The 21,393-nt window shown below is 38.0% G+C and carries 17 protein-coding genes; 9 read left to right on the forward strand and 8 right to left on the reverse strand.

Translation table 11 applies throughout. From position 1 onward, the window contains the following. Positions 1-417 precede the first annotated feature (417 nt). A complete protein-coding gene (locus KCTC52924_RS05275; protein WP_251806821.1) occupies positions 418-609 on the forward strand; it encodes a hypothetical protein in 192 nt (63 codons plus the stop codon). 87 nt (positions 610-696) lie between these two features. Here the strand turns inward: KCTC52924_RS05275 and KCTC52924_RS05280 are convergent, their stop codons facing one another. Beyond that, on the reverse strand, positions 697-1,869 hold the full coding sequence (locus KCTC52924_RS05280; RefSeq protein WP_251806820.1) for a dicarboxylate/amino acid:cation symporter: 1,173 nt from the start codon (positions 1,867-1,869) through the stop codon (positions 697-699). Positions 1,870-2,242: 373 nt separating this feature from the next. On the opposite strand from KCTC52924_RS05280, the gene KCTC52924_RS05285 reads away from it, so the two are divergent. Continuing rightward, positions 2,243-2,884 carry an HdeD family acid-resistance protein gene (locus KCTC52924_RS05285; protein ID WP_251806819.1) on the forward strand — a complete coding sequence of 214 codons (642 nt, stop codon included), beginning with the start codon at positions 2,243-2,245 and terminating at the stop codon, positions 2,882-2,884. Positions 2,885-3,010: 126 nt separating this feature from the next. Here the strand turns inward: KCTC52924_RS05285 and KCTC52924_RS05290 are convergent, their stop codons facing one another. After that, positions 3,011-5,101 carry an amino acid carrier protein gene (locus tag KCTC52924_RS05290; protein ID WP_251806818.1) on the reverse strand — a complete coding sequence of 697 codons (2,091 nt, stop codon included), beginning with the start codon at positions 5,099-5,101 and terminating at the stop codon, positions 3,011-3,013. A gap of 565 nt (positions 5,102-5,666) precedes the next feature. Here KCTC52924_RS05290 and KCTC52924_RS05295 point away from each other — a divergent pair. Together KCTC52924_RS05295 and KCTC52924_RS05300 are read left to right on the forward strand one after the other, a co-directional pair. Then, on the forward strand, positions 5,667-8,060 hold the full coding sequence (locus KCTC52924_RS05295) for a patatin-like phospholipase family protein (RefSeq protein WP_251806817.1): 2,394 nt from the start codon (positions 5,667-5,669) through the stop codon (positions 8,058-8,060). A 176-nt stretch (positions 8,061-8,236) separates the two neighbouring features. Then, a complete protein-coding gene (locus KCTC52924_RS05300) occupies positions 8,237-8,674 on the forward strand; it encodes a hypothetical protein (protein ID WP_251806816.1) in 438 nt (145 codons plus the stop codon). An 85-nt stretch (positions 8,675-8,759) separates the two neighbouring features. On the opposite strand, the gene KCTC52924_RS05305 is transcribed toward KCTC52924_RS05300, so the two are convergent. Then, positions 8,760-10,493, reverse strand: a complete 1,734-nt coding sequence (locus KCTC52924_RS05305; protein WP_251806815.1) for a hypothetical protein — start codon at positions 10,491-10,493, stop codon at positions 8,760-8,762. 381 nt (positions 10,494-10,874) lie between these two features. On the opposite strand from KCTC52924_RS05305, the gene KCTC52924_RS05310 reads away from it, so the two are divergent. From KCTC52924_RS05310 to KCTC52924_RS05320, 3 genes are all read left to right on the forward strand, one after another. Further along, the gene (locus KCTC52924_RS05310) at positions 10,875-11,228 is read left to right on the forward strand and encodes a hypothetical protein (RefSeq protein WP_251806814.1); all 354 of its coding nucleotides are present in this window, start codon (positions 10,875-10,877) and stop codon (positions 11,226-11,228) included. Between the two features lie 9 nt (positions 11,229-11,237). Next, positions 11,238-12,074 (forward strand): alpha/beta hydrolase, encoded by an 837-nt coding sequence (locus KCTC52924_RS05315; RefSeq protein ID WP_251806813.1) that lies wholly within the window; start codon positions 11,238-11,240, stop codon positions 12,072-12,074. A gap of 371 nt (positions 12,075-12,445) precedes the next feature. After that, the gene (locus KCTC52924_RS05320; RefSeq protein WP_251806812.1) at positions 12,446-13,159 is read left to right on the forward strand and encodes a lipocalin family protein; all 714 of its coding nucleotides are present in this window, start codon (positions 12,446-12,448) and stop codon (positions 13,157-13,159) included. A gap of 177 nt (positions 13,160-13,336) precedes the next feature. Here the strand turns inward: KCTC52924_RS05320 and KCTC52924_RS05325 are convergent, their stop codons facing one another. From KCTC52924_RS05325 to KCTC52924_RS05340, 4 genes are all read right to left on the reverse strand, one after another. Then, positions 13,337-14,425, reverse strand: a complete 1,089-nt coding sequence (locus KCTC52924_RS05325; RefSeq protein WP_251806811.1) for an ice-binding family protein — start codon at positions 14,423-14,425, stop codon at positions 13,337-13,339. A gap of 790 nt (positions 14,426-15,215) precedes the next feature. Next, the gene (locus KCTC52924_RS05330; RefSeq protein ID WP_251806810.1) at positions 15,216-16,403 is read right to left on the reverse strand and encodes an ATP-binding protein; all 1,188 of its coding nucleotides are present in this window, start codon (positions 16,401-16,403) and stop codon (positions 15,216-15,218) included. Between the two features lies 1 nt (position 16,404). Then, the gene (locus KCTC52924_RS05335) at positions 16,405-16,842 is read right to left on the reverse strand and encodes a response regulator (RefSeq protein WP_251806809.1); all 438 of its coding nucleotides are present in this window, start codon (positions 16,840-16,842) and stop codon (positions 16,405-16,407) included. Between the two features lie 10 nt (positions 16,843-16,852). Then, a complete protein-coding gene (locus tag KCTC52924_RS05340) occupies positions 16,853-17,263 on the reverse strand; it encodes a hypothetical protein (RefSeq protein ID WP_251806808.1) in 411 nt (136 codons plus the stop codon). Positions 17,264-17,936: 673 nt separating this feature from the next. Between KCTC52924_RS05340 and KCTC52924_RS05345 the strand changes: the two genes are divergently transcribed. Next, positions 17,937-18,416: a hypothetical protein gene (locus tag KCTC52924_RS05345; RefSeq protein WP_251806807.1), complete on the forward strand. Its 480-nt coding sequence runs from the start codon at positions 17,937-17,939 to the stop codon at positions 18,414-18,416. Positions 18,417-18,450: 34 nt separating this feature from the next. Continuing rightward, positions 18,451-19,410 carry a glycerophosphodiester phosphodiesterase family protein gene (locus KCTC52924_RS05350; protein ID WP_251806806.1) on the forward strand — a complete coding sequence of 320 codons (960 nt, stop codon included), beginning with the start codon at positions 18,451-18,453 and terminating at the stop codon, positions 19,408-19,410. 273 nt (positions 19,411-19,683) lie between these two features. Here the strand turns inward: KCTC52924_RS05350 and KCTC52924_RS05355 are convergent, their stop codons facing one another. Beyond that, positions 19,684-21,318: a sulfatase gene (locus KCTC52924_RS05355; protein ID WP_251806805.1), complete on the reverse strand. Its 1,635-nt coding sequence runs from the start codon at positions 21,316-21,318 to the stop codon at positions 19,684-19,686. Positions 21,319-21,393: the final 75 nt, after the last annotated feature.

A 21,393-nucleotide genomic window follows, 5' to 3' on the forward strand; every position in this document is an offset into this window, starting at 1 on the left:
TACGAAAACTAAGGAAAAGATAGAGGACAGTTTACCCAATGCCATAGAATGTTTTATAACATAATAGCAGATCCTAAGACTCGCCCTTCCAATCAAAATAGTGAGGACTAGTAGTAAAAAGTGTTATATGCTTTAATCCAAAAAAAAGACGCTTGCAAATAGAAAGGAAATAGATAGATTCACTAAAAATTTATATTCATGTAAATAATAACCCCTCTATAGGTGTAAAATTTCCAGTCAAATTAAATTGTGTAGCTGTTGTAAAAACCTCAGTCTGGAGGACCATATATGGAGGCTGCGCTCAAATTCATAACCAAAAGCGGACTATATGGGGGAAATTATGGCACCAGAATATACCGCTAAGGAACTTGCCCATGGCAATTTAGACCTGCTATTGCAGCAAGTAAACAGCAAGAGGTGTTCAATTTTGATTATGTGCCCACAAACAAGGATATGCTGGAAATCCGTATTTGCATCAATAAGGAAAAAAAGGAATATTTAAAGTACTGCTTTTATTATGAAAATGGCTGGACAGACATTCAACCAAATATGGAGATACAACCCAAAACAGTAAAAAAGCAAGGTAACATTAAAAATGTACTGGAATAAGCTTACATCATAACTGCCTAAGCTTTGTGCTGTTATTTATGTTGAAAGTGGAAAAATTGAAAACTATCCGTTATAACATAGCCCCTTTTAAGTCCCTACCTGTTTCGTCAATTTATTCACCACCAAGGCAATGGCTCCGTCTCCGGTAACATTGCATGCAGTACCAAAACTATCCATTGCAATATATAGGGCAATCATAAGTCCTTGCATTTCCTCATTAAAACCCAGCATGGAATGTAAGATCCCAATAGCGGCCATAATTGCACCTCCGGGAACCCCAGGTGCAGCCACCATAGCTATGCCAAGCATAAATATAAAGCCTGCAAAAAGCGTAAAGCTAAATGGCATACCTTGCAAAATCATTAAGGCCATGGCGCAGGCGGTAATTTTCATAATACTACCGGACAGGTGAATAGTAGCACATAAGGGCACCACAAAGCCTGCAATTTTTTCGGAAACGCCATTCTTTAAAGTTTGTTCTAAGGTCACGGGAATTGTCGCCGCAGAAGATTGCGTACCTAAGGCGGTAAAATAGGCTGGCAACATGGTAACCAGTAATTTCACAGGGTTCCTTTTGGTAAGAATCCCAGCAATAACATATTGAATCATCAATAAGAGAATATGCAGTGCAAAAATGACTCCTATAATGGTAACAAATACGGAGAGTACGGAATACACCTTTCCGTTAAAGGCCATTCCAGCAAAGATTCCCATAATGTACAGTGGCAAAAGGGGAACGATCACCTTTTCTATCAATTGCATAATAATAACCTGAAAATCCTTGACCATTGCCCCCAAGGTAGATTTTTCCTGATAGGACAGTCCCAACCCAATTACAAAAGCGAATACCAAAGCTGTCATTACATCCAAAGCTGGGGGAATGGTAATACTAAAATAAGGCAGGAGCTCCTTTCCCGTTTGGGTAATACTGGCAGCATCGGCGACGTGCGATTCTAATAGAGAAGGAAATATGCTTGAAGTCGCAAAATAAGTCATAAACCCTGAAAAAAGGGTCGATCCATAGGCAATTGCAGCTGTCAGCAATAGTAATTTACCCGCTCCTCGACCTAGATCAGATATAGCCGGCATAATAAGCCCCATGATAATAAGGGGAATGGAAAAATTTAAAAATTGACCAAAGAATGCATTAAAGGTTGCAAAAATTCTGCTTATAGATTCGGGTAAGAACAGCCCAAAAACAATCCCTAAAACTATGGCCAAAAAGACTTTGAAAAGTAGATTGGAAAAAAGTCGCTTCATATTTAAAATTTCTTACGATATAAAAGACCCACTGAATGTAACTTAAAAGTTGATCTAAATAATCAATTTGCCCATGGTCCACCTATTCTTTCAGAGCCCTATTGTTTAGTAATTTCGCTAATATACAACCTAGGTTAAATAATCGATTCATAACATTAACAAAACTTTACCTCATTTAGTTCGCTTAGTTACGAACTAAACAGTATTTTAATACTATTAGAAGATAGTAACTGTCTCCCAAAGATTTAAAACAGCTTACTTAAAAATTATGAATTCTTATTTTAATCTCCCTATAGCAGGGTATTTTAGTATAGAAAAAGGCACTGTAAAAGCACTATTTTTAAACCATTAAATCCATCTAAATTAGCACATTATGCAAACATTATTTCTGAAATCGATTAAAAAGGCTATTAGACATTGGTACATTCCCCTTCTTGTAGGAATATTTTTTGTAATCGTCAGTATTGTCGCCTTTACCGCGCCACTAAGTTCACTTATCACTTTGGCAATTTTGTTTGCCATGTCTTTCTTGTTTGGAGGAATATCTGAAATAATTTTCTCCTTGGTCAATAGAGATCAATTGGAGAACTGGGGATGGACATTAGCCTTTGGAATCATCACTTTCATCGTTGGGATTCTGTTACTGCTAAATCCCGCCCTATCCATTACTACCCTAGCATTTTATGTTGGGTTTGTGATCCTGTTCCGCTCCATTGCGGCGATCAGCATGGCTATAGACATCAAGAAATATGGCAGTAAAAATTGGGGCAGTCTTATGGCTCTAGGAATCCTAGGTGCTCTATTTTCTTTCATTCTACTGTGGAATCCGTTATTTGCGGGAATGAGTGTTGTGGTTTTGATAAGTCTGAGTTTTCTTTTTGCCGGATTGTTCAGTATTTATTTCTCCCTGCAATTAAGAAGGTTGCATAAATATTCTAAAACCCTTTCATCAGATTTAAATCAACGTTACGAACAATTAGCTGAAGACATCCGCAGGGAGTGGGATAATCAGTAAAAAATTGAAATAAGTTACCAATGACACAGGTTCTCTACTCTCCTATTCAAATGGGAAGAGCATAATTAACGGTGAGCATATAAAGACCACTCTAAATCAATCCTAGATACCCTGATTAAGCTATATTTAGCTTTTTCGAAATTTAGGATTGATATAGAGTTCTCCTTGCTTCAGTTTTTTCCAATACACCTTCATGTCAGCATTTATCTCGGGCGACAGAATATATAGTCCTATAATATTGGGGAATGACATTGCCAAGATCATCATATCTGCAAAACTCAATACTGCCCCAAGACTCACGGAAGCCCCTAATACTACAAATAGGCAATACAATAATTTATACACCATTTCCAGTTTTTTACTCCTACCGAACAAATAGGTCCACGAACGCATTCCGTAATAAGACCAAGACACCATAGTAGAAAATGCGAACAACAAGACCGCCACAGCTAATACCTTTGGAAACCAGGACACCACGCTGCCAAAGGCTTCGGAGGTGAGCTCTACACCACCTAGGCCATCTACATTGTTCATTCCGGTAAATATCAATACCAATGCAGTCATGCTACACACCAACATAGTATCTATAAATGGCTCCACCAATGAGGTAAACCCGTCAGCAATGGGATGGTTGGTTTTTGAGGCGCTATGGGCAATTGCTGCGGAACCAACCCCTGCCTCACTTGAAAAAGCAGCTCGTTGAAGTCCAATGATCAACACCCCAATAAAACCACCTTTTAAAGCAGCAGCTGAAAAGGCTCCATCTATAATTGCGCGAAACGCCCATCCAATATTTTCTATATGAGTTCCTATTACCACCAAACAGCCCAACACATATAGTATTGCCATAAAAGGAACCACTTTTTCGGTAACCTTGGCAATACTCTTAATCCCACCAATAATAACCGCACCTACAAGGATGGCAAACACAACTCCAAACCAAAACCCCTGTCCTTGTAAAAAGGGAAGCTGTTCGGAAACTATCTTGAATGCCTGATTGGATTGCAGCATATTTCCACCGCCAAAAGAAGCTCCAATCCCCAGAATAGCAAATAGAGCTGCGAGGAATTTTCCTAGCTTTTTTAGATTCCGCTTTTCCAATCCATAGCGCAAATAATTCATCGGTCCACCAAAAATCCGTCCCTCTTCATCAATAAATCGATATTTTACGCCCAAAGTACATTCTGCGAACTTTAATGACATCGCAAAGAATCCGGCCGTAAACATCCAAAATGTGGCTCCAGCCCCTCCTAGTGAGATCGCAACGGCGACTCCTGCAATATTACCTAGGCCTACAGTAGCCGATGTGGCGGTTGCCATAGCTTGAAAATGAGTTATCGTACCAGGGGCGGTGGGGTCATCATATTTACCTCTTGCCAAATCTATGGAGTGTAGAAACCCTCTTATATTGACAAACTTTAGTCGGAATGTAAAAAATATACTCCCCAGAATTAACCAAATGACGATAAAAGGAATCGTACTAGTTCTTATATCCCCATTGGGATACAATAATGGCCGTGGATATTCATATTGAATTTCGGCTAAATTAATATCGCTCGAAGAAGGTCCATTCCCTGATTGAGAAAAAAGGGCCCCTTCCTTTACCACCTGCTTTAAAATTCCATCTGCTGTAGCATAAACAGATATTTCTTTGGCATTATCACTTATAAGAAGCGCAACTTTCTGCCCTTTTTCAACTTTCTGCCCCGTAGACACAAACCAACTTCCCAGCTTATAATTTTGATCCATTACATCCTCTAAAGGAACAACTATGGTGCTTTGATCACTATATACCACTGGGTCATAAACTCCTAATGCAGCAAAGGGATCCCAAAACAAGATGGCTCCCAAATAGTCCACTGCCGGCTGTACATTGCTATTAAATATCTCTATTATGGATTCTGCCCGAATTTTAAACCTTTTCGAAACCGTATTCCCATCCGCATCGGTGACACTAACCGAATGCTCCATCCCTTCTATCAACCCAATAGCTCTATTTTGGTCCAATGCAGTCTTGGGATTGCTCCATTTGTACTTATAAGGTGCTTTACCCCCTATGACGTGTACTTCCGCTATTCCGTTGTTTATTTCCTTGGATGGATTGATCAGCTCTATATCCACCGTCATTTTGCCATCCAGCCCAACTCGGTCTTTTGCATTTGTTATTGAAGTAATTAGTAAAAGTAATAAGGTGGGGAAAAGCCTTGTTTTTAGCATCAATTATATGTTTACTTTTTCAGTTAAAATTTCAAAACTTACAATTTAGCAATAACAAAAAGGCCTCCCAAGGTATTTGGCATATTTCTACGGGAATTTTTAAGAAAAAAGGGGGTTATAAGCAGGTTATACACGCTCCAATTTTTAGTTAACACATCTGTAAACACCAAGTTAAGTGCCTAAGAAACAGCTAGTCTAACAATAATACGAGAAAAAATATAACTACCTACAACTAGAAATACCTTCAATAATAAAATAAGTAACTCCCATAAAGATTTACCACTAAATTCTTTCTGTACCTTTGGAACCCGTACTTTAATAATTTATCATGAATACGGATCAAGGGGCGATAACTTAATTGATTATCACTGCTCTTAGAATTTTAAAAGCCTAAATTTTTTGAAGTGTGCTATTTAACACATTGATTTTTTATAGCTTTTAGAATCCAGCAATTGATGTGAATAATTAGAGGTTTATAGATTATTTTTGGCAACGATCTTCGTGAAACTTTTAAGCATAGTCCAGCTCTCGTTCCACCTAGAACGATGAAAATACCTAAATAAAAATGTATATAAATACGCTCCATATAACAAGTAAATTATTTAAAAGTATCCCTCTGGGGTTTATTTTAACCACACTTCACAAGCACTGTTTATTCCTTACCCTGTTGTTCATTTGGGCTATACCACAAACCAGTGCATCCCAAGAGAAAAAACCTAAAGTGGCCCTAGTACTAAGTGGGGGGGGCGCAAAAGGCTTAGCACATATACCCACCTTACAGATGTTAGACTCTCTAGGTATTGTGCCAGACCTAGTTGTAGGAAATAGTATGGGAAGCATTGTGGGCGCCCTTTACGCTATGGGGTATTCTGGAGATAGCATAGCTACCATTGCCAAACAGGCAAGATGGGACGACTTAATTGGGGGTGGTGTTTCTTTGGGGGATGTAAGTGCTGAAGAAAAATTTGAGTTTAAACGTTACTTGGTAGAATTTAATTGGGCAGATGGCAACTTAAAATTGGGTAATTTTTTGTTGAACGATCAAAACCTAAGGGATTTTATCTCTTCCCTTACCTATCCTGTTTACAATATGAACAACTTTGATAACTTGGCGATTCCTTTCCGGGCCGTGGCTACAGACATCGTAAATGGAAAAGAAGTAATACTGGATAAGGGTTCTTTGGGTTTTGCCATGCGCGCCAGTATGTCTATTCCAGGAGTTTTTTCCCCTGTGCGCTATAACGGGACCCTATTGGTAGATGGAGGTCTCATGAACAATTTCCCAGTAGATATAGCGAAGGATATGGGAGCCGACATCATCATAGGTAGTGATGTGGGGGGAGGAATGGCCACAAAAGAAAAGCTCAATAGTTTTACCTCACTGATGTTTCAAGCAGGGATGATGACCAGCAATCTGAAAAATCCGCAAAACAGGGCACTTTGTGATATCTTAATTGACCATACCCCGAACCTAACTTTTTCCACAGCTGACTTTTTAAGAAGCAATGTTATCTACGAAGAAGGAAAAATAGCCGTACAACAGAACCTGAAAAGCTTAACGGCTCTTTCCGAACGTTTAAAAAATTACGAACAAAGGCCCCATCAACTTCCAGTTGTGGAGAAACAATTAAGCTTAGACACCATTATTTACCATGGAATAAGCGAGAACAACTTGGCCCTAGTTAGGGCCAGGACCAATATAAAAGCACATACTCCCTATCGTATCACAGATATAATGGAAGGGGTTAACAGGGCAATGGGAACTACTATTTTCAGTCAGATAACTTATAATCCCGTCATAATTGGGGACACCTTACAATTGCATTTAAATGGAATTGAAAGATCCCAGCATCAGGTAAAGGGGTCTTTACACTATGACGGAGACAATGGTGTTGGCCTAATTTTAAACTATACCGGCAGGAATATTATTGGCAATGCTTCCCGCTCATTACTAACCATTGATATCGCCGATCAGCCCAAATTTCGTGTTCAACATCAGAAAAATTTTGGTCGCGATCGTGATTGGTGGTGGCGTACGGAAGCCTTTGGCCAGAAACTGAAACAGAAGGTGTTCATTAGCGGAGAATATGCCGATGATATCCGTTACCGTTACTTTGCTTTCGACAATCAGTTAAACCGTAATTTAAGTTCATTACGGAGCTATATTGGCGTTGGGCTGAAATTCCATAACACCAGCCTAAAGCCCACGATCGACCCGCAAATTAAAGAGAACGTATTCCTGATCAATAAGTATAAAAATAGTGACACGGAAGTATATACCCATTATCGCTACAACAGCATGAATGAGGTTTTTTTTGCAACCCAAGGCGCTATTTTTAAAGGCTTTTTAGGCAGATCATTACAAAACAAATTAAAAATAACCTACACGGATATAATGACCCCTACCGTAGATGGAGCCACCAATGACTATACTAGGATAGGTGTCGATTATGAAAAAAGATTCCCTTTATCGTCAGGATCCACAGCTATCATAGGAGCATCTGGGCATTTTATTTTTGAAGATGCACTAAAGAATACCGACCACTCTTTCTCCGATTTAGGACTAAATTCCAAATACTTCCTGGGCGGAATTAGTAACAATCCCAAAAACGGCAACTTTATTTTCCCCGGTTTGCACCAAGGGGAGCTGAGTGTATCGCAATTTACTAAACTGAAACTTGGGCTGCAGTTGAATGCAATAAACAAACTCTACATAACACCCCATCTAGATATTGCCTCAGTGGGATTCGGCAGGTTTAACGAGTATCTAGAAGATGCCTTTATCTCTAAGGGAAACTGGCCCGACTCCACCCAACCCAGTATTTTAATGTCGGCCGGAACCACCTTCTCATACAACTCCATTTTAGGGCCAATCAACTTTGATGTATCCTGGGTCAATAGTACGGATAAGGTTCGTTTTTTTATTGGGATCGGATATCAATTTAATGCCTCGGATTAAGCTGCGACGTTTTACATTTTCACTAGCTCCTACACATTTATTATATACCGTTAAAGAGTTCTGTGAAAATTATTCAGAATACTAGTATTACCGTAACTTGTTCCGCTAAAACCAACCACAACGTTCCAATTAAACCAATTGTTACGGTCAAATGGAGAGAAATATAATAATTGACCATGAAAAACTACCTTTATTTACCTACTTTTCTGATTCTTATTTTCTTTACTAGTTGCAGCAATCCCTTCACAACTACCATTTCTGAAACTATTAAAATTGATTGTACATTAAAAAATCTCGACTCCAATTATGACAAGATTCGCCCCATCATTCGCGCTATTGACACAAATGAAATCGATAATGAAATCATTAAAAGATTCCCGAAATTAAAGAAAGCAAGCTATGAGATCGTTACTTTAGGTACCTCAAAAATCCATAAAAGTTATACAAGGAAAATTAGCTCAATAAGTACCACATCAACTGACTCTTACTATGTACAAGTTAAGATAAGTATTACTCATAATAAAACAGGTACTGAGCAAGCAACTCAAGCCATGGAAATCTACAAGGAATATATTAAGAACGAGCTTCTAAAAAATAATATTGACGTTGGGTAAACTAGAACTATCCCAAAGAAAAATAGGCGCTTGAAGATTCCTTGCCTATAAGCCTCCAAATTAGACCAAAGGTCGCATCCCCTACTTACTTATAGGCTATCACAATATTGTTCACATAATATATTCCTTCTTTACGTATAATAGCAGCATCAGCTGGGATCTCAACAATGAGGCGAGAGGCCGTTCTGGGTATTTCTATTTTTGAGGATTTATGTACATTCTTGGCTATTAGTTGATGGGAAATTGCATCGTAAAGATCTACTTTCTCCACTGTTTCACAATGGTAGGTAATCATTTTACCTTCAGAATGTGGATTATATATCAAAAAAGTAGGATAAGCCTTCTCACGATAAAAATCGGTCGCCAGACAATCTAACTTTAAAATTTCACGTACATCCGTTTTCTCGATTATGGCACCTGCGATACCTACATGCCCGCTACCATACACGCTAAATTGCGAAACATCGGGGTTACCATCTATCCAATGCGGACCATCGCCAATAGCTACAGGCGCTTTTATATGCTGGTATTCCTCAAAGTGGGCCTCTTTTATCAAACCCTCATAGGCAATAACCCCTTTGGTATGTGCTTTTAGCTCCGGTAGGGTCTGATGGTCGTTGGGCATTTCATAGGGGTAGAAAAACTTAAGGGCATTACTTGCATTGAGCATCCATTTACCAACTGCGTTAGCATAACGTTGGTCATATCGCACCATGGGTACCAGTGGCCACATGGTGTCATACGTATTCATTAAGAAGGCGAACCCGCCATGGTCCAAAGTACTACCTACCAGACCCGAAACATCATACCCGTTCCAATTGTCGACCAAAACGCCCCAACCTTCACGACAAACAGATGTACCATCAAAAGTCCATTCCATTATTTTTTTATACTCATAATCAGTGCCTTGCTCCGCATTTAAACGTGCGGCCACATAGGCGCCAAAGGGCATCAATATTTCATAGAATCTATTTTCTTGCTGGCTCAGAAGCGCTTCGATAGCAGATTTGGCTCCCTTTAAATATTTTGGATCCCCAAACTTTTTATAAGCGGAATAGAGCACATAGGCATGACCTGCAGCTACATCTTCTTGGGCGCAAATCCAGCTCTCCTTAGGTTCCATGGTCGAGTAATCAAAATAGGAATAGGTATAATTACCGGCCAGTATTGAATCGGCCGCATAAAACTTATCGGCAATGGAGCGTTGTAGCCCTTCATAATCTGGTTCATTGGGATAAAGGTTGGCTACTCCATAAAACAAGACATTCGGATATACATCATACCACCAGTCCCTGGCATAACCGCCGCCCAACATGGCAACTTCGGGGCTGGTGTTGTTCATCATGATGTTCCAATCTGTTTCGCTGTTGAAATAGTTCTTCAACATACCTACATAATTTTCTCCACCTTGTTCCGATTTGTCGATACCTACCAAACTGGCACCAAGAACGGTACCCATGGTCGACAGGGACTCGTGAAAAATACCTTTATAATGATTTTTACCCTGTCTGATATCGCCCATTGCGGTATACATTCCGAAAGTTTTTTGATCATAATTCTTTCTAGAGTCGTCTTCCCAAACCAAGGGCCAATATTCGCCCGTCTGCGATTTGTCAAAGGCAAGGGAGTCGAAATGTTTGGCCAAAGCCTTAAAGTCCATTATTTTGTATGGCTTAGGCAAATTTGGCATTGCCTCAATGCGGTCCAATCGAATTTGCACTACAGGTTCGGCATTTACAAAAATTTCTTTATTATCCGATTTACAAGAACCCAATAGTAGCGCCAAATTCAATATTGCCCAAAAACAAAATCTATTCATTTTTTTTAAATTTATCTTGTTGTCTTAAAATTTGGTTTGCAATTTTAATCGAAAGTAATTGTAGCCTCCCAAAAATGAGGAAGGCATTGTGCAGGATGGCAAAAAGAAGTAGGAACATAAAGATACTCACCCCAATGGAATTGAACAACAAACCCTTAAAAAAGAATTCAGGAAAAGCAGGGTTCATCGGCAGCACGATACAGACTAACAAGAGCCACAGTTTAGTGGTACTTTATAATAATTAAATTCCTTACATTTAATAACTGGGTTTGATTTCTTGGATGAGAAAAGCTGGCCATTCAAATTTTCTGCCCAGAAATCATAGCATTAATGTGTTCTATAAGTTGAAGTGCCAATTAAGACTTAAATCCCGACGAAAGAATGAACGAAAAAATTGTTTTAAAGAACAAACCGAAGCTGGAAATTACTATTCAAAAAGATGGATTTGAAATAATGGACCATAGAACTCCAAAGAACAATGGAATCTATACGTACGGCAGTTTAAAATCGGTTGAAATAAACAAAAGCTGCTTGGCAGCTATACTTAAGTACATACCCTTTTTCTGGACTGCCCCATTCGAACCAGGATTTAAAAACAAAACCAATCTAAAGATTAAACTAGACCACAAAACACTAATGCTTTGGTTAATTGATTCGGATTTGAATTCAGCGGCAACTGTAATGAGAAAATTAAATGATAAAAAACTGCAGACTACACAGTGTATAAAACCATAACCAACCGATATGCTAAAAGCACTAGTTATTTCCGTAACACTTTTATTTACGACCCAATTAATTGGGCAAAATAAAACTGCGTTTAAAGAGGTATTGAACGTATCCTATTATGCCGATGCAACAGAAGATGCGTATATTAAATCACGCTGCAAATTAGATATCCGATACCCAGAAAAGGTAAAAGATTTCAGTACTGTTGTTTGGTTTCATGGTGGTGGATTAAATTCTTACGACAAGTATTTTCCCGATCCCCTTTTGAACCAAGATCTATGTATTGTTAGTGTTAATTATCGTTTATCCCCAAAAGTAACATCACCAACTTATATTGAGGATGCAGCAGCAGCTGTAGCTTGGGTATTTAAAAATATAGAATCTTATGGAGGGAATCCAGATAAAATATTTGTAGCTGGACATTCCGCAGGGGGATATCTTGCAAAAATGATTGGATTGGATAAGCAATGGCTAAATAATTTTGATATAGATGCGGATCACATTGCAGGCCTGATTTCCTTAAGCGGACAAACAATTACTCATTCAACGGTAAGAAAAGAAAGGGGAATACCTTCGTCAAAGGTAATTGTTGACGAATACGCACCTCTTTACCACGCTAGGGAATATGCACCACCTTTATTACTTATTACGGGGGATAGAGATTTAGATATGGCAGGTAGATATGAGGAAAATCTATATTTAAAACGATTAATGGAAACGGCTGGACACACCGAAACGCGCTTAATTGAAATTCAAGGGTTTGGACATATTGAAATGCACAATCCTGGGATACTACTTTTGATAAAAGAAGTTGGTAGAATTAGTGGAAAGACGGACAAAAAGTCCAAAGATTAAAAAAATATTATTGCTAATTGTTTAAGCGGCGCCTTCCTTAATTAAGAACGGAATGCCCCTTTTATATATTTCAGGATTAACGAAATCCCAATTCCAAACCATACCTATCAACCACTGCTTTATATTCCTAAAAACGTTGATTAACCAACGATTACGAAAAAACCTCATCGTATTGAAGCCTTCTCATTTTATATCATTTTTGACTGATGGAACATTAAAACTACTCAATTAAAATAGCTCTATCGTCGAATTCTAGCTCATATCAGTCAAATTCTCATTAGTAAGCGCCAAATTCTATGTAGGTCTTGTGTAGGAAAACACACCTCCTATTTTTGTCATGGATTTTTTAGCTAAAAAAAAATAAATTCGATATGAAAAACCTACAAATTACATTTAATTCTTTTCTCTTTTTACTATTAATTGGCTTGGCCTTTACCAGTTGTAGCAGTGATGATGACAATGCAGCAGTAAACCAAGCTCCCAATAGCTTTAACCTATTAGAAGTTGCCGATGGTCTGGATGTACAACCACAATTAACCTGGGAAAGCGCAACAGATCCCGATGGAGACAGTGTTACCTATCAGGTTTATTTGGATACTCAAAATCCACCACAAACTTCCATTGCAAACAACCTTGGAGTAAACACCTTAAGCGTTCAAGATGAGTTACAACCCGAAACCAACTTCTATTGGATGGTGACTGCGAAGGACAGCCATGGAAATACAACCCAAAGTAATATAGATTCTTTTATGAGTAGAGATATGACTACCGCAGAAACTTTGGTAGGAAAATGGATGCTTTATAGTAAAGAAGGAGAACCGCCATTTTCAGACTGTTATAAAACTGGCTTTTTTCGATTTACGGACGATTTATCCATTGAAATAAAAGAATACGATATAAACCCTAACGGAGATTGTATTGTACTAGACCAAGCAGCTGCATCCTATAAGGTTATCGAGAACAACCAAATTGAAATTACAGTAGCAAATTCTGAAAATATTATTTGGGAAATACAATCCCTAACAAAAACAGAGCTTGTTTTAAACATGCAAAATAATAATATATTAACTTTTAAAAAAGAGTAAATCCTATTTTCTAATAAAATTAATGTAGCCTATAAATCATATTAGATAAACGCTATTAGTAGATAAAAAATGGAAGACCTTAACTGATTGCCTCAAAGTTGGGAGTCTTTGCGGAGCGGTTCAAAAAAAAGCCATCTGAATATTCAGATGGCTTTTGCTTATAATCACACGGACATTTTATTGCACTTTAGTTACCGCATTTGCGTCAAGTATGACTGCCGTTTGCGCCAGTGCACGTCCATTTATTGATGCACCCGTTTGAAAGGTGATTCCGGTCATGGAAAGTATATTTCCCTCAAAGTGGGAATTTGCTCCAAAAGTGGCCTCACCAGCCACCTGCCAGAAAATGTTCTTGGCCTGCGCCCCTCCATTTAAAATAATATTTATTGCACTACTTTGGGTCAAGTCACCCGAAATTTGAAAGATCCAAATAGCATCGGCATCTCCTGTGAGTGTAACATCGGTAGGAATCGTCAAAGTAGTTGTCCACTTATAAAGTCCAGATGTCAGTGTCATTCCTCCAATGTTCCCCGACCCTAGTTCAAGAAAGTCCGGAATTGGTCTACCTGCCGCATCGTTGTACGCTGTAATCATATCGCCAACCGCAGTAGTTAAGTTAATGGGTGTGGGTACTGCCATATCAGCGGCATATACATTTCCGGTAATTTGGGCTGAAGTAGCATACCCTGTAGCATCGGTCAGGGATAGGCCTGTGATATATGAGGTGGCAGCAGGGCTCAATCCCATATCGCCTACAATTGCAGAGGTTGAGCTATTATTAATAGCTGTTTTTGCAAGAATAACATAATTACTTGCTCCCCCCAGTTCCACTACTCCTAATGTGGATGAAGTTCCGCTTGTTGTAAAACTCCAGCTAGTGTCTTTAACCAATCCGTTTCCGAATAAATCCTTAGCTTCCTTTGAAATCATTGCTGTATATGTAATATTTGATTCAAGGCTTGCAGCAGGTGTAAATGTAGCAGTACTATCTGCATACGTTACATCACCTTCAACCACAGAGGTTCCTTCCATCACGGTAAATGTTGTGGCATTTATGGTAGCAGGTTCCATTAATTCACTGAAAATGATAGATATTGGTTTATTTCGTGCGACTCCAGTTGCATTGCTCAAAGGATTTGTAGAACCGATTATTGGAGCCGTGTCATCTACAACAACCAAATTGCCTTCATCGTCATTGGTGCATCCTACAAAGATCATGATCGGGAGTAGCATTGCATAAAAGAAGGGTGCTTTTTTTATCTTCATATAATTTTGTTTAAATGTGAAAATATTATTTCATGGCGAAGGTAAGCCCATAAAATCCGCAGGAGTTACATAATAAAATCTAATAGTTACATAACTTCACTACTGTTATTTTGAAGTGATACTAAGCGTAAAAAACAACAAACTCCGCTAATCATCATAACTCTATGTAGTCCAGTGTAATACGATATTCGCCAAGAGATTCCAACCAGAATTTACAGCTTAGTGGAATGTTCATGAGACATTATCCCTTTTTATATCAGGATATTCCTCACAGATGACAATCAACACTCACCAAGTCTGTTCCTGTTAATTATACTTCTCGCTTATATCTGCAGAAACTTAAGATCTAGGTGTTATCCCTACCACATCAAAAACGGGAACAACTCATTGCAGTGGGTATCGTTATGACACCCATATTCCTTTAATTTTTTATGGACATGGAATAAAAACAGGAAGTACTACTGAGCATACAAACATTGTAGATATCGCTCCAACCATAGCAGCTCTTTTGGGGATATCTAATCCGAATGGAATTTCGGGAAGACCACTGCATCAATTGCTCGATTAGCATTCAGGTAGGTATTTGAAGCTATCACTCCCCAACCTGAATGCCAATTTTATCTGAAATACCCAAGATCGTATAGGTTAACAAGTAACGCCCGTCAGCAGTGGGGGTGACACTTAGTTCATTTGAGACAACGTTGGCAAGTGCACTGACCCTATTTTTATCCGTATTCCAAGTTCTGCCGTCCCAGAAAGTCCATAAACCCCTTTTTTAAAGCATCCACATTTACAGTGGCAATGATGAGGGAATATAAATATCAAAAGTAGCTCCTTTATTAACTTCGCTAGTTGCTGTAATTATACCCTTGTGATTTTCTGCGATTTTTTTAGCGATTGCAAGCCCAATACCTGTGCCAGATATTTGTTCTTTGTTGTGTAGGCGCTTAAATAATTCAAAAATGTAATCGTTGTATTCGGGTTCAAAACCAATACCATTATCTGTAATTGTAATGTGACAATAGCTTTCAGCAGATAATTGTTTTTCGCTGTTTACCTCGCTGCTTTTTACAAGTTCACTCTTTACTATTATAAGAGGGGGTAAATTTGGTTTAGAAAATTTAAGGGCGTTGCCAATGATGTTTTGTATTAGTTGGTGAAATTGAAAGGGGATGACTTGGACATCGCAGTCGCCTTCTACTTTAATGATGGCGTTATTTTTAACAATGGTTTCTGTAAAATCGTTTTTTACTGATTCTATTACTGTATTGAGACTGGTGGTTATAAATTTCCTTTCCGAAGTTGTTGTGCGGGAATATGCAAGTAAATCGCGAATCAAGGTTTGCATACGGGTAGATGCATCACGCATTCCCATAATATAACTTTTACCTTTTTCGGATAAGTTTTGTGATTCATCGTCAATTAAGCGGCCTGAAAAGATTTGTATTTTTCGTAACGGTTCCTGTAAATCGTGGCTAGAGATGTACGTAAATGATTCTAGTTCCTTATTGGCAATGATTAATTCCGTTGCCCGCTTTTCCTTTTCTTCGTTTTCAAAAACAAGTTCCTTGTTGGCAATCACTAATTCCGCAGCACGCTTCTCCTTCTCTTCGTTTTGAAAAGCAAGTTCCTTGTTAGCGATGACCAATTCCGCGGCCCGTTTCTCCTTCTCTTGGTTTTGAAAAGCAAGTTCCTTATTAGCAATAGTCAATTCCGCCGCTCGCTTCTCTTTCTCTTCATTCTGAAATACAAGTTCCTTATTGGCAACTGTCAATTCAGCTGCCCGCTTCTCCTTCTCCTGGTTCTGAAAAACAAGTTCTTTATTCGCAATCACCAATTCCGCAGCACGCTTTTCCTTTTCTTCGTTTTGAAAAGCCAGTTCCTTGTTAGCAATGACCAATTCCGCGGCCCGCTTTTTTTTCTCAGTAGTATGAAAAGCAATCGCTTTAAGGGCATTTAGCAATTTATTTTCTATCATATCAGGAAATTGACAAAATATAATTTTCTTTTGGTGTTCGTGGTGATGGCCACATTTCGAGGACTAAAACTTTTTCAATTGATTTTATTAAAAGCTGAAACGAAGCAGGTTTACGGATATAGTAATTTGCGCCCTGCTCATATGTTTTATTGACCGAAATATCGTTGTCTGAAGTTGAAAATATAACCACTGGAATGTTCTTTAGCTTCGGTGTATTTCTAATTTCATGCAAGCATTGAAAGCCGTCCTTTAAAGGCATGTTCAGGTCGAGGAAAATAACATGAGGTGGAGGATGTTGCGTTAAAACTTCAAGATTTTCCATCAACTCCAAACCATTGTTTGCAAGCGTTAGATCAGTAGGGATAGCTACTTTCTTAAGCGCATCAATAAAAAATTCGCGGTCATCAGCATCGTCATCAGCGAGAAAGATATTTTTCATTTGTGTGTATTTAAATTTTTAAAGCGTAAGAATTGCTCTCGTGGAGATGATTATAAACGATAGCAACAATGGCCATTGGGGCAGTTGTAATAGTATATACCACCCTACAAAATATAGGGGTATCCGGGGCTCTAAATCCTTGTGCACCAAGAATCATTTCGGGTTTAACAGAAAAAAGGATCGTTAATAAATGCCTGGCATTTATGAGTGCTTTACCAAAAGATACGTTTGACATCAATAAATTGCTATTTGTCTCGCTCCCTTCAGATCGCGTCATACAGATTACAAGATGAGACTGCGTTAAAGACGTTAATAGCAAGTTGTACATGGCAATTTGGTTTAGCGATGTGTTAGGTCGATCTTCCAATAGGCGTAACCAAGCCTTGGCAGCAATATAGGTCGGCTTCAGAAATTTTTTCAACAAGTAAATATAGTAAATATTAGCCAACCTTGAAATAGTTGATTTTCGTCTAAATCCAGCTTATACAAGCCATAGCCACTACCATTGATATCCCATAAAATGGCTATTTTATGAACCTTCAATAAGATCAAAAGACTTCCCGGATTCAGAGAAAACTGCCAATACGTCCTCTTCTATCTGAAGTATAAACTCACGCCTTTCCGTAATATTCATAACCTGAAGAATTTAGAGTTTAATTAAACTGAATGTATTTTCAAAAGCAGTCAATAATCAAGTATTATACAGTATTTTTAGGGACGAAATGTTTAATTAATAATCCATATTGGTTTAAACGAATTAAACTTATTTTATTAAATAGACTTTAATTTTATTTATGTGTTCAGAATAGGGATCGAATAGCCAAAACCTTAAAAAAGTAATAATTAAATGCCATTTTCTTCTTCACAGACTTAAACCCATATATGTTTTATTGTTGTTTTATTTCATTTTGTCCTATGATTATTAATGCTCGGATAAGTGAGATTTCATAGAATCAGGTAACAAATAATGCAAATGACGATCCTCTTTCGTGGGTTATTATTGTGGTTAAGGATGCGTCTTAAGGGATTGCTACTTACTTTGATGGTAATCAGGAGTAGAAAATTTTATAAATAGTAACACCCTAATAAATTTCATGAAAAATTATTTACTAATTGGATTAGTAGGACTACTAACTTTATTTTTCGCATGTAGTCATGAGGATGATAATCTTAATAAAGTCACTAAAGATGAAGTAATCGTTTTGTATGATTTTACCCTGAACGTTAATAGTCCACTTGGGAATTCGGTGGAAGGTGCAAAAGATTCATTTTTTTATATCGTCGGAACGTCTAAAGTTATATCTAGATATGGTTCCTGTGGAAAAAGTACAGATATAAGTAGCGCTAATTGGACACGAACAATTGACTATAAAACTGATGGAGGAGATGGTTTAGGAGGTGCCATTGGAGGGTTGCTAGACAATGTTGACAAGGATGATAGCAATACACCTGACGGGGTGGCTTATTTGAAGGACTACCGCGGAATAGTTCAGGAGAACTCATCAATAACACTGTTTTCGATTGATGAAAATGGAGATTTCAGCTTAAAACTTTTTAACAGTCGTGGGGTATAAACTTTAGATGTATAATAATTAATTAATAGTGAAAATGATAAATAAAAATATAATTTGGTCAATATCCCTTGTAGTATTCCTCAGTACATTCTCTTGTAAAGAAATTGTGAAAAACACCGAAACATTACAGGTGATCAAGGTAGGCAATGCCAAGGATTTACGTGATTTTTTTAATTACACAGGTAATGATATTCCAATAATTAGCGGTCATAGAGGGCAAAAGACCATTGGGTATGCAGAAAATAGTATCGAGGCTCTAGAAGATGTTCTTAAACATACCCCTGCCTTTTTTGAAATTGATCCAAGGCTTACCAAAGACAGTGTTATCGTTTTAATGCACGATGCCACTTTAGAACGGACGACTAATGGAACGGGTAAGGTGTCCGATTACACGCTACAAGAATTAAAAAAATTAAGATTAAAGGACGCTCATGGAAATATTCTAGATCATCAGATTCCAACGTTACAAGAGGCTATTCAATGGAGTAAAGGGAAGACAATATTGAATTTAGATAAAAAAGATGTACCTATCTCCTTGATGGCCGAAGTACTTGAGGAATTAGATAAAGAAACTACCGTAATGGTTACTGTTCACAATGCTGAGCAAGCGATGTTCTATCATGAAAAAAATAAGGATAGAATGTTTTCTGCGTTTGTTAAAACAGAAGCAGATTTTGAAAAATTCGATAATTCTGGAGTTCCTTGGTCACAAATGATAGCTTATATCGGTCCCAAAATTAAAGGGGAGGATAATAAGATATATAATTTATTGAACTCCAAAGGAGTTATGTGCATGATTTCAGCGGCATCGAGTTATGATAAGTTGGAGGTGATGTCTGAACGCCATAAAGCCTACGTTGATATCATTAAAGATGGGGCTAGTATTATTGAATCAGATTACCCTATTGAATTTTATAAGGCAATTAAATCGGTGATCCCTAAAAACAGCCCCAAGAATAAATACTTTCAGGAGATTAAAAAGAGCCACTATTAATATGTTTGCCAGTCTTAAAGGTTTTCATCGTACTGGAAATTCAGATCTTTAGTACTGGCTCTAAAAAACACACCCCTACAATTGGAGGAAATTTGTCCATGAGATATTGGGCGAGAAATCATTTTGGATTTGGTTAATGCCTGTTTGGCAATAGGTTCTCCGCTGAAGTTTTGCGCTAAAATCAAGAAATAAATAAAGCGGGAAATCCATAAAGGAAATCCCGCTTTTAAAAATGCTTATCAGATACTTATGATCGTTTACAAGTATATTTGACTAATCCTCTAAATTGTTGTGAGTTTTATCGTTATACAATTGGATATAGTGATTGTCCAATTTTTCAGAATCCTTGTATTTCTCGCGGACTTCTTGCAACTTTTGTTTCATTTCAGCAACCACCTCTGCATATTTTGGATCGTTAAATACATTATTCATCTCTTGTGGATCATTGATACGATCGTATAGCTCCCATTCATCCACATCGTAATAGAAGCGAATAATCTTGTATTCTTTGGTGGCAATACCATAATGCCTTTTTACCGCATGTTCTGCAGGATATTCGTAATAGTGATAGTATACCGCATCCCTATCCCAAAGTTCTTTTTTACCCGTCAGTATTGGCACCAAGCTTTCCCCTTGCATATCTTCTGGTGCTTTTACACCTGCCATCTCTAGAAATGTCTGAGCAAAATCGAGGTTTTGGACCATTTCATCTTCGGTGGTTCCAGGGGTTATTTTGTTGGGCCATTTTATAAGTAATGGTGTTTTAAAGGATTCGTCGTACATAAACCGCTTGTCAAACCACCCGTGTTCTCCCAAATAGAAACCTTGATCTGAAGTATAGATTACTACGGTATTCTCAGACAGCTTGTTGTCATCCAAATACGTCAACAATCGTCCTACATTATCATCAACGGAGGCTATAGTCCCTAAGTAATCCTGAAGATAACGCTGATATTTCCATTCCATCAGCTCCTTATCATCCATAGTGGGGTAACGTTTTTCAAAATCTTCAGAAATAGGCTGGTACACTTTATCCCAACTACTTCGTTGCTCCGGAGTCATCCGGTTATATTCGTATCTACTTCCACCATCTGTAATGTTCAATCGCTTTAAGACATCCTCTTCTACCTTATTGTCATAGGACAATCTCATATGCTTTAATATATTCATCTCGGCGGTCTGCGCAGCTACCCTACCCTCATAATCGTCAAAAAGAGTTTCAGGAAGTGGGAAGGTTTTTTGCGTAAATTCTTTATAATGTTTCTCGTCAGGATACCAAGCCCTGTGAGGTGCCTTATGCAAATACATCAATAAAAATGGTTTTTCTGGAATCCTTCGATGCTCCATCCAATCTAACGCAAGATCAGTAGTAATATCAGTAACATATCCATTTATGACGGTATCTCCCTTCTGCGTAATAAATGTCGGATTGTAGTAATCACCTTGTCCTGGCAAAATCTTAAACTCGTCGAACCCTTTTGGGTTATTGCCAAAATGAAGTTTCCCAAACATTGCTGTTTGATAACCGGCGCTTTGTAGAATTTGAGGGAAAGTTACATTGGTAGTATCAAACTTACTGAGATTGTCTATTTTTCCATTAAGGTGACTGTGTTTTCCCGTTAGAATCACCGCTCTAGAAGGTGCACAAATAGAATTAGTGACGCTGGCATTGGTGAAGAGCATGCCTTCATTTGCAATCCGATCTATGTTAGGCGTTTGGATCAGCTTATCGCTATAGGCGCTAATGGCCTGATAGGCGTGATCATCCGACATAATAAAAATGATGTTTGGCTGACTTTGAGCATTTTCATCTTCTAGGACTTCTTGTTTGTCTTTACAAGATACTGCCATAAAAAAGAAAACCGAAGTCAACAATATAATGTTCTTCAATTTTAAAATAATTTTCATAATTTAAACCATTAGGTTCTTGTTTAATACTGTCTTACTATTTTCGATCCTTCCTAATACTCAAAAGCTTTAGGG

The sequence above is a fragment of the Arenibacter antarcticus genome, assembly GCF_041320605.1.
GTDB lineage: Bacteria > Bacteroidota > Bacteroidia > Flavobacteriales > Flavobacteriaceae > Arenibacter > Arenibacter antarcticus.

Bases quoted from the DNA above. Each gene is read 5' to 3' on its own strand.
- KCTC52924_RS05280 (WP_251806820.1), bottom strand. From the start codon at position 1,869: ATGAAGCGACTTTTTTCCAATCTACTTTTCAAAGTCTTTTTGGCCATA.
- KCTC52924_RS05285 (WP_251806819.1), top strand. From the start codon at position 2,243: ATGCAAACATTATTTCTGAAATCGATTAAAAAGGCTATTAGACATTGG.
- KCTC52924_RS05290 (WP_251806818.1), bottom strand. From the start codon at position 5,101: ATGCTAAAAACAAGGCTTTTCCCCACCTTATTACTTTTACTAATTACT.
- KCTC52924_RS05295 (WP_251806817.1), top strand. From the start codon at position 5,667: ATGTATATAAATACGCTCCATATAACAAGTAAATTATTTAAAAGTATC.
- KCTC52924_RS05300 (WP_251806816.1), top strand. From the start codon at position 8,237: ATGAAAAACTACCTTTATTTACCTACTTTTCTGATTCTTATTTTCTTT.
- KCTC52924_RS05305 (WP_251806815.1), bottom strand. From the start codon at position 10,493: ATGAATAGATTTTGTTTTTGGGCAATATTGAATTTGGCGCTACTATTG.
- KCTC52924_RS05310 (WP_251806814.1), top strand. From the start codon at position 10,875: ATGAACGAAAAAATTGTTTTAAAGAACAAACCGAAGCTGGAAATTACT.
- KCTC52924_RS05315 (WP_251806813.1), top strand. From the start codon at position 11,238: ATGCTAAAAGCACTAGTTATTTCCGTAACACTTTTATTTACGACCCAA.
- KCTC52924_RS05320 (WP_251806812.1), top strand. From the start codon at position 12,446: ATGAAAAACCTACAAATTACATTTAATTCTTTTCTCTTTTTACTATTA.
- KCTC52924_RS05325 (WP_251806811.1), bottom strand. From the start codon at position 14,425: ATGAAGATAAAAAAAGCACCCTTCTTTTATGCAATGCTACTCCCGATC.
- KCTC52924_RS05330 (WP_251806810.1), bottom strand. From the start codon at position 16,403: ATGATAGAAAATAAATTGCTAAATGCCCTTAAAGCGATTGCTTTTCAT.
- KCTC52924_RS05335 (WP_251806809.1), bottom strand. From the start codon at position 16,842: ATGAAAAATATCTTTCTCGCTGATGACGATGCTGATGACCGCGAATTT.
- KCTC52924_RS05345 (WP_251806807.1), top strand. From the start codon at position 17,937: ATGAAAAATTATTTACTAATTGGATTAGTAGGACTACTAACTTTATTT.
- KCTC52924_RS05350 (WP_251806806.1), top strand. From the start codon at position 18,451: ATGATAAATAAAAATATAATTTGGTCAATATCCCTTGTAGTATTCCTC.
- KCTC52924_RS05355 (WP_251806805.1), bottom strand. From the start codon at position 21,318: ATGAAAATTATTTTAAAATTGAAGAACATTATATTGTTGACTTCGGTT.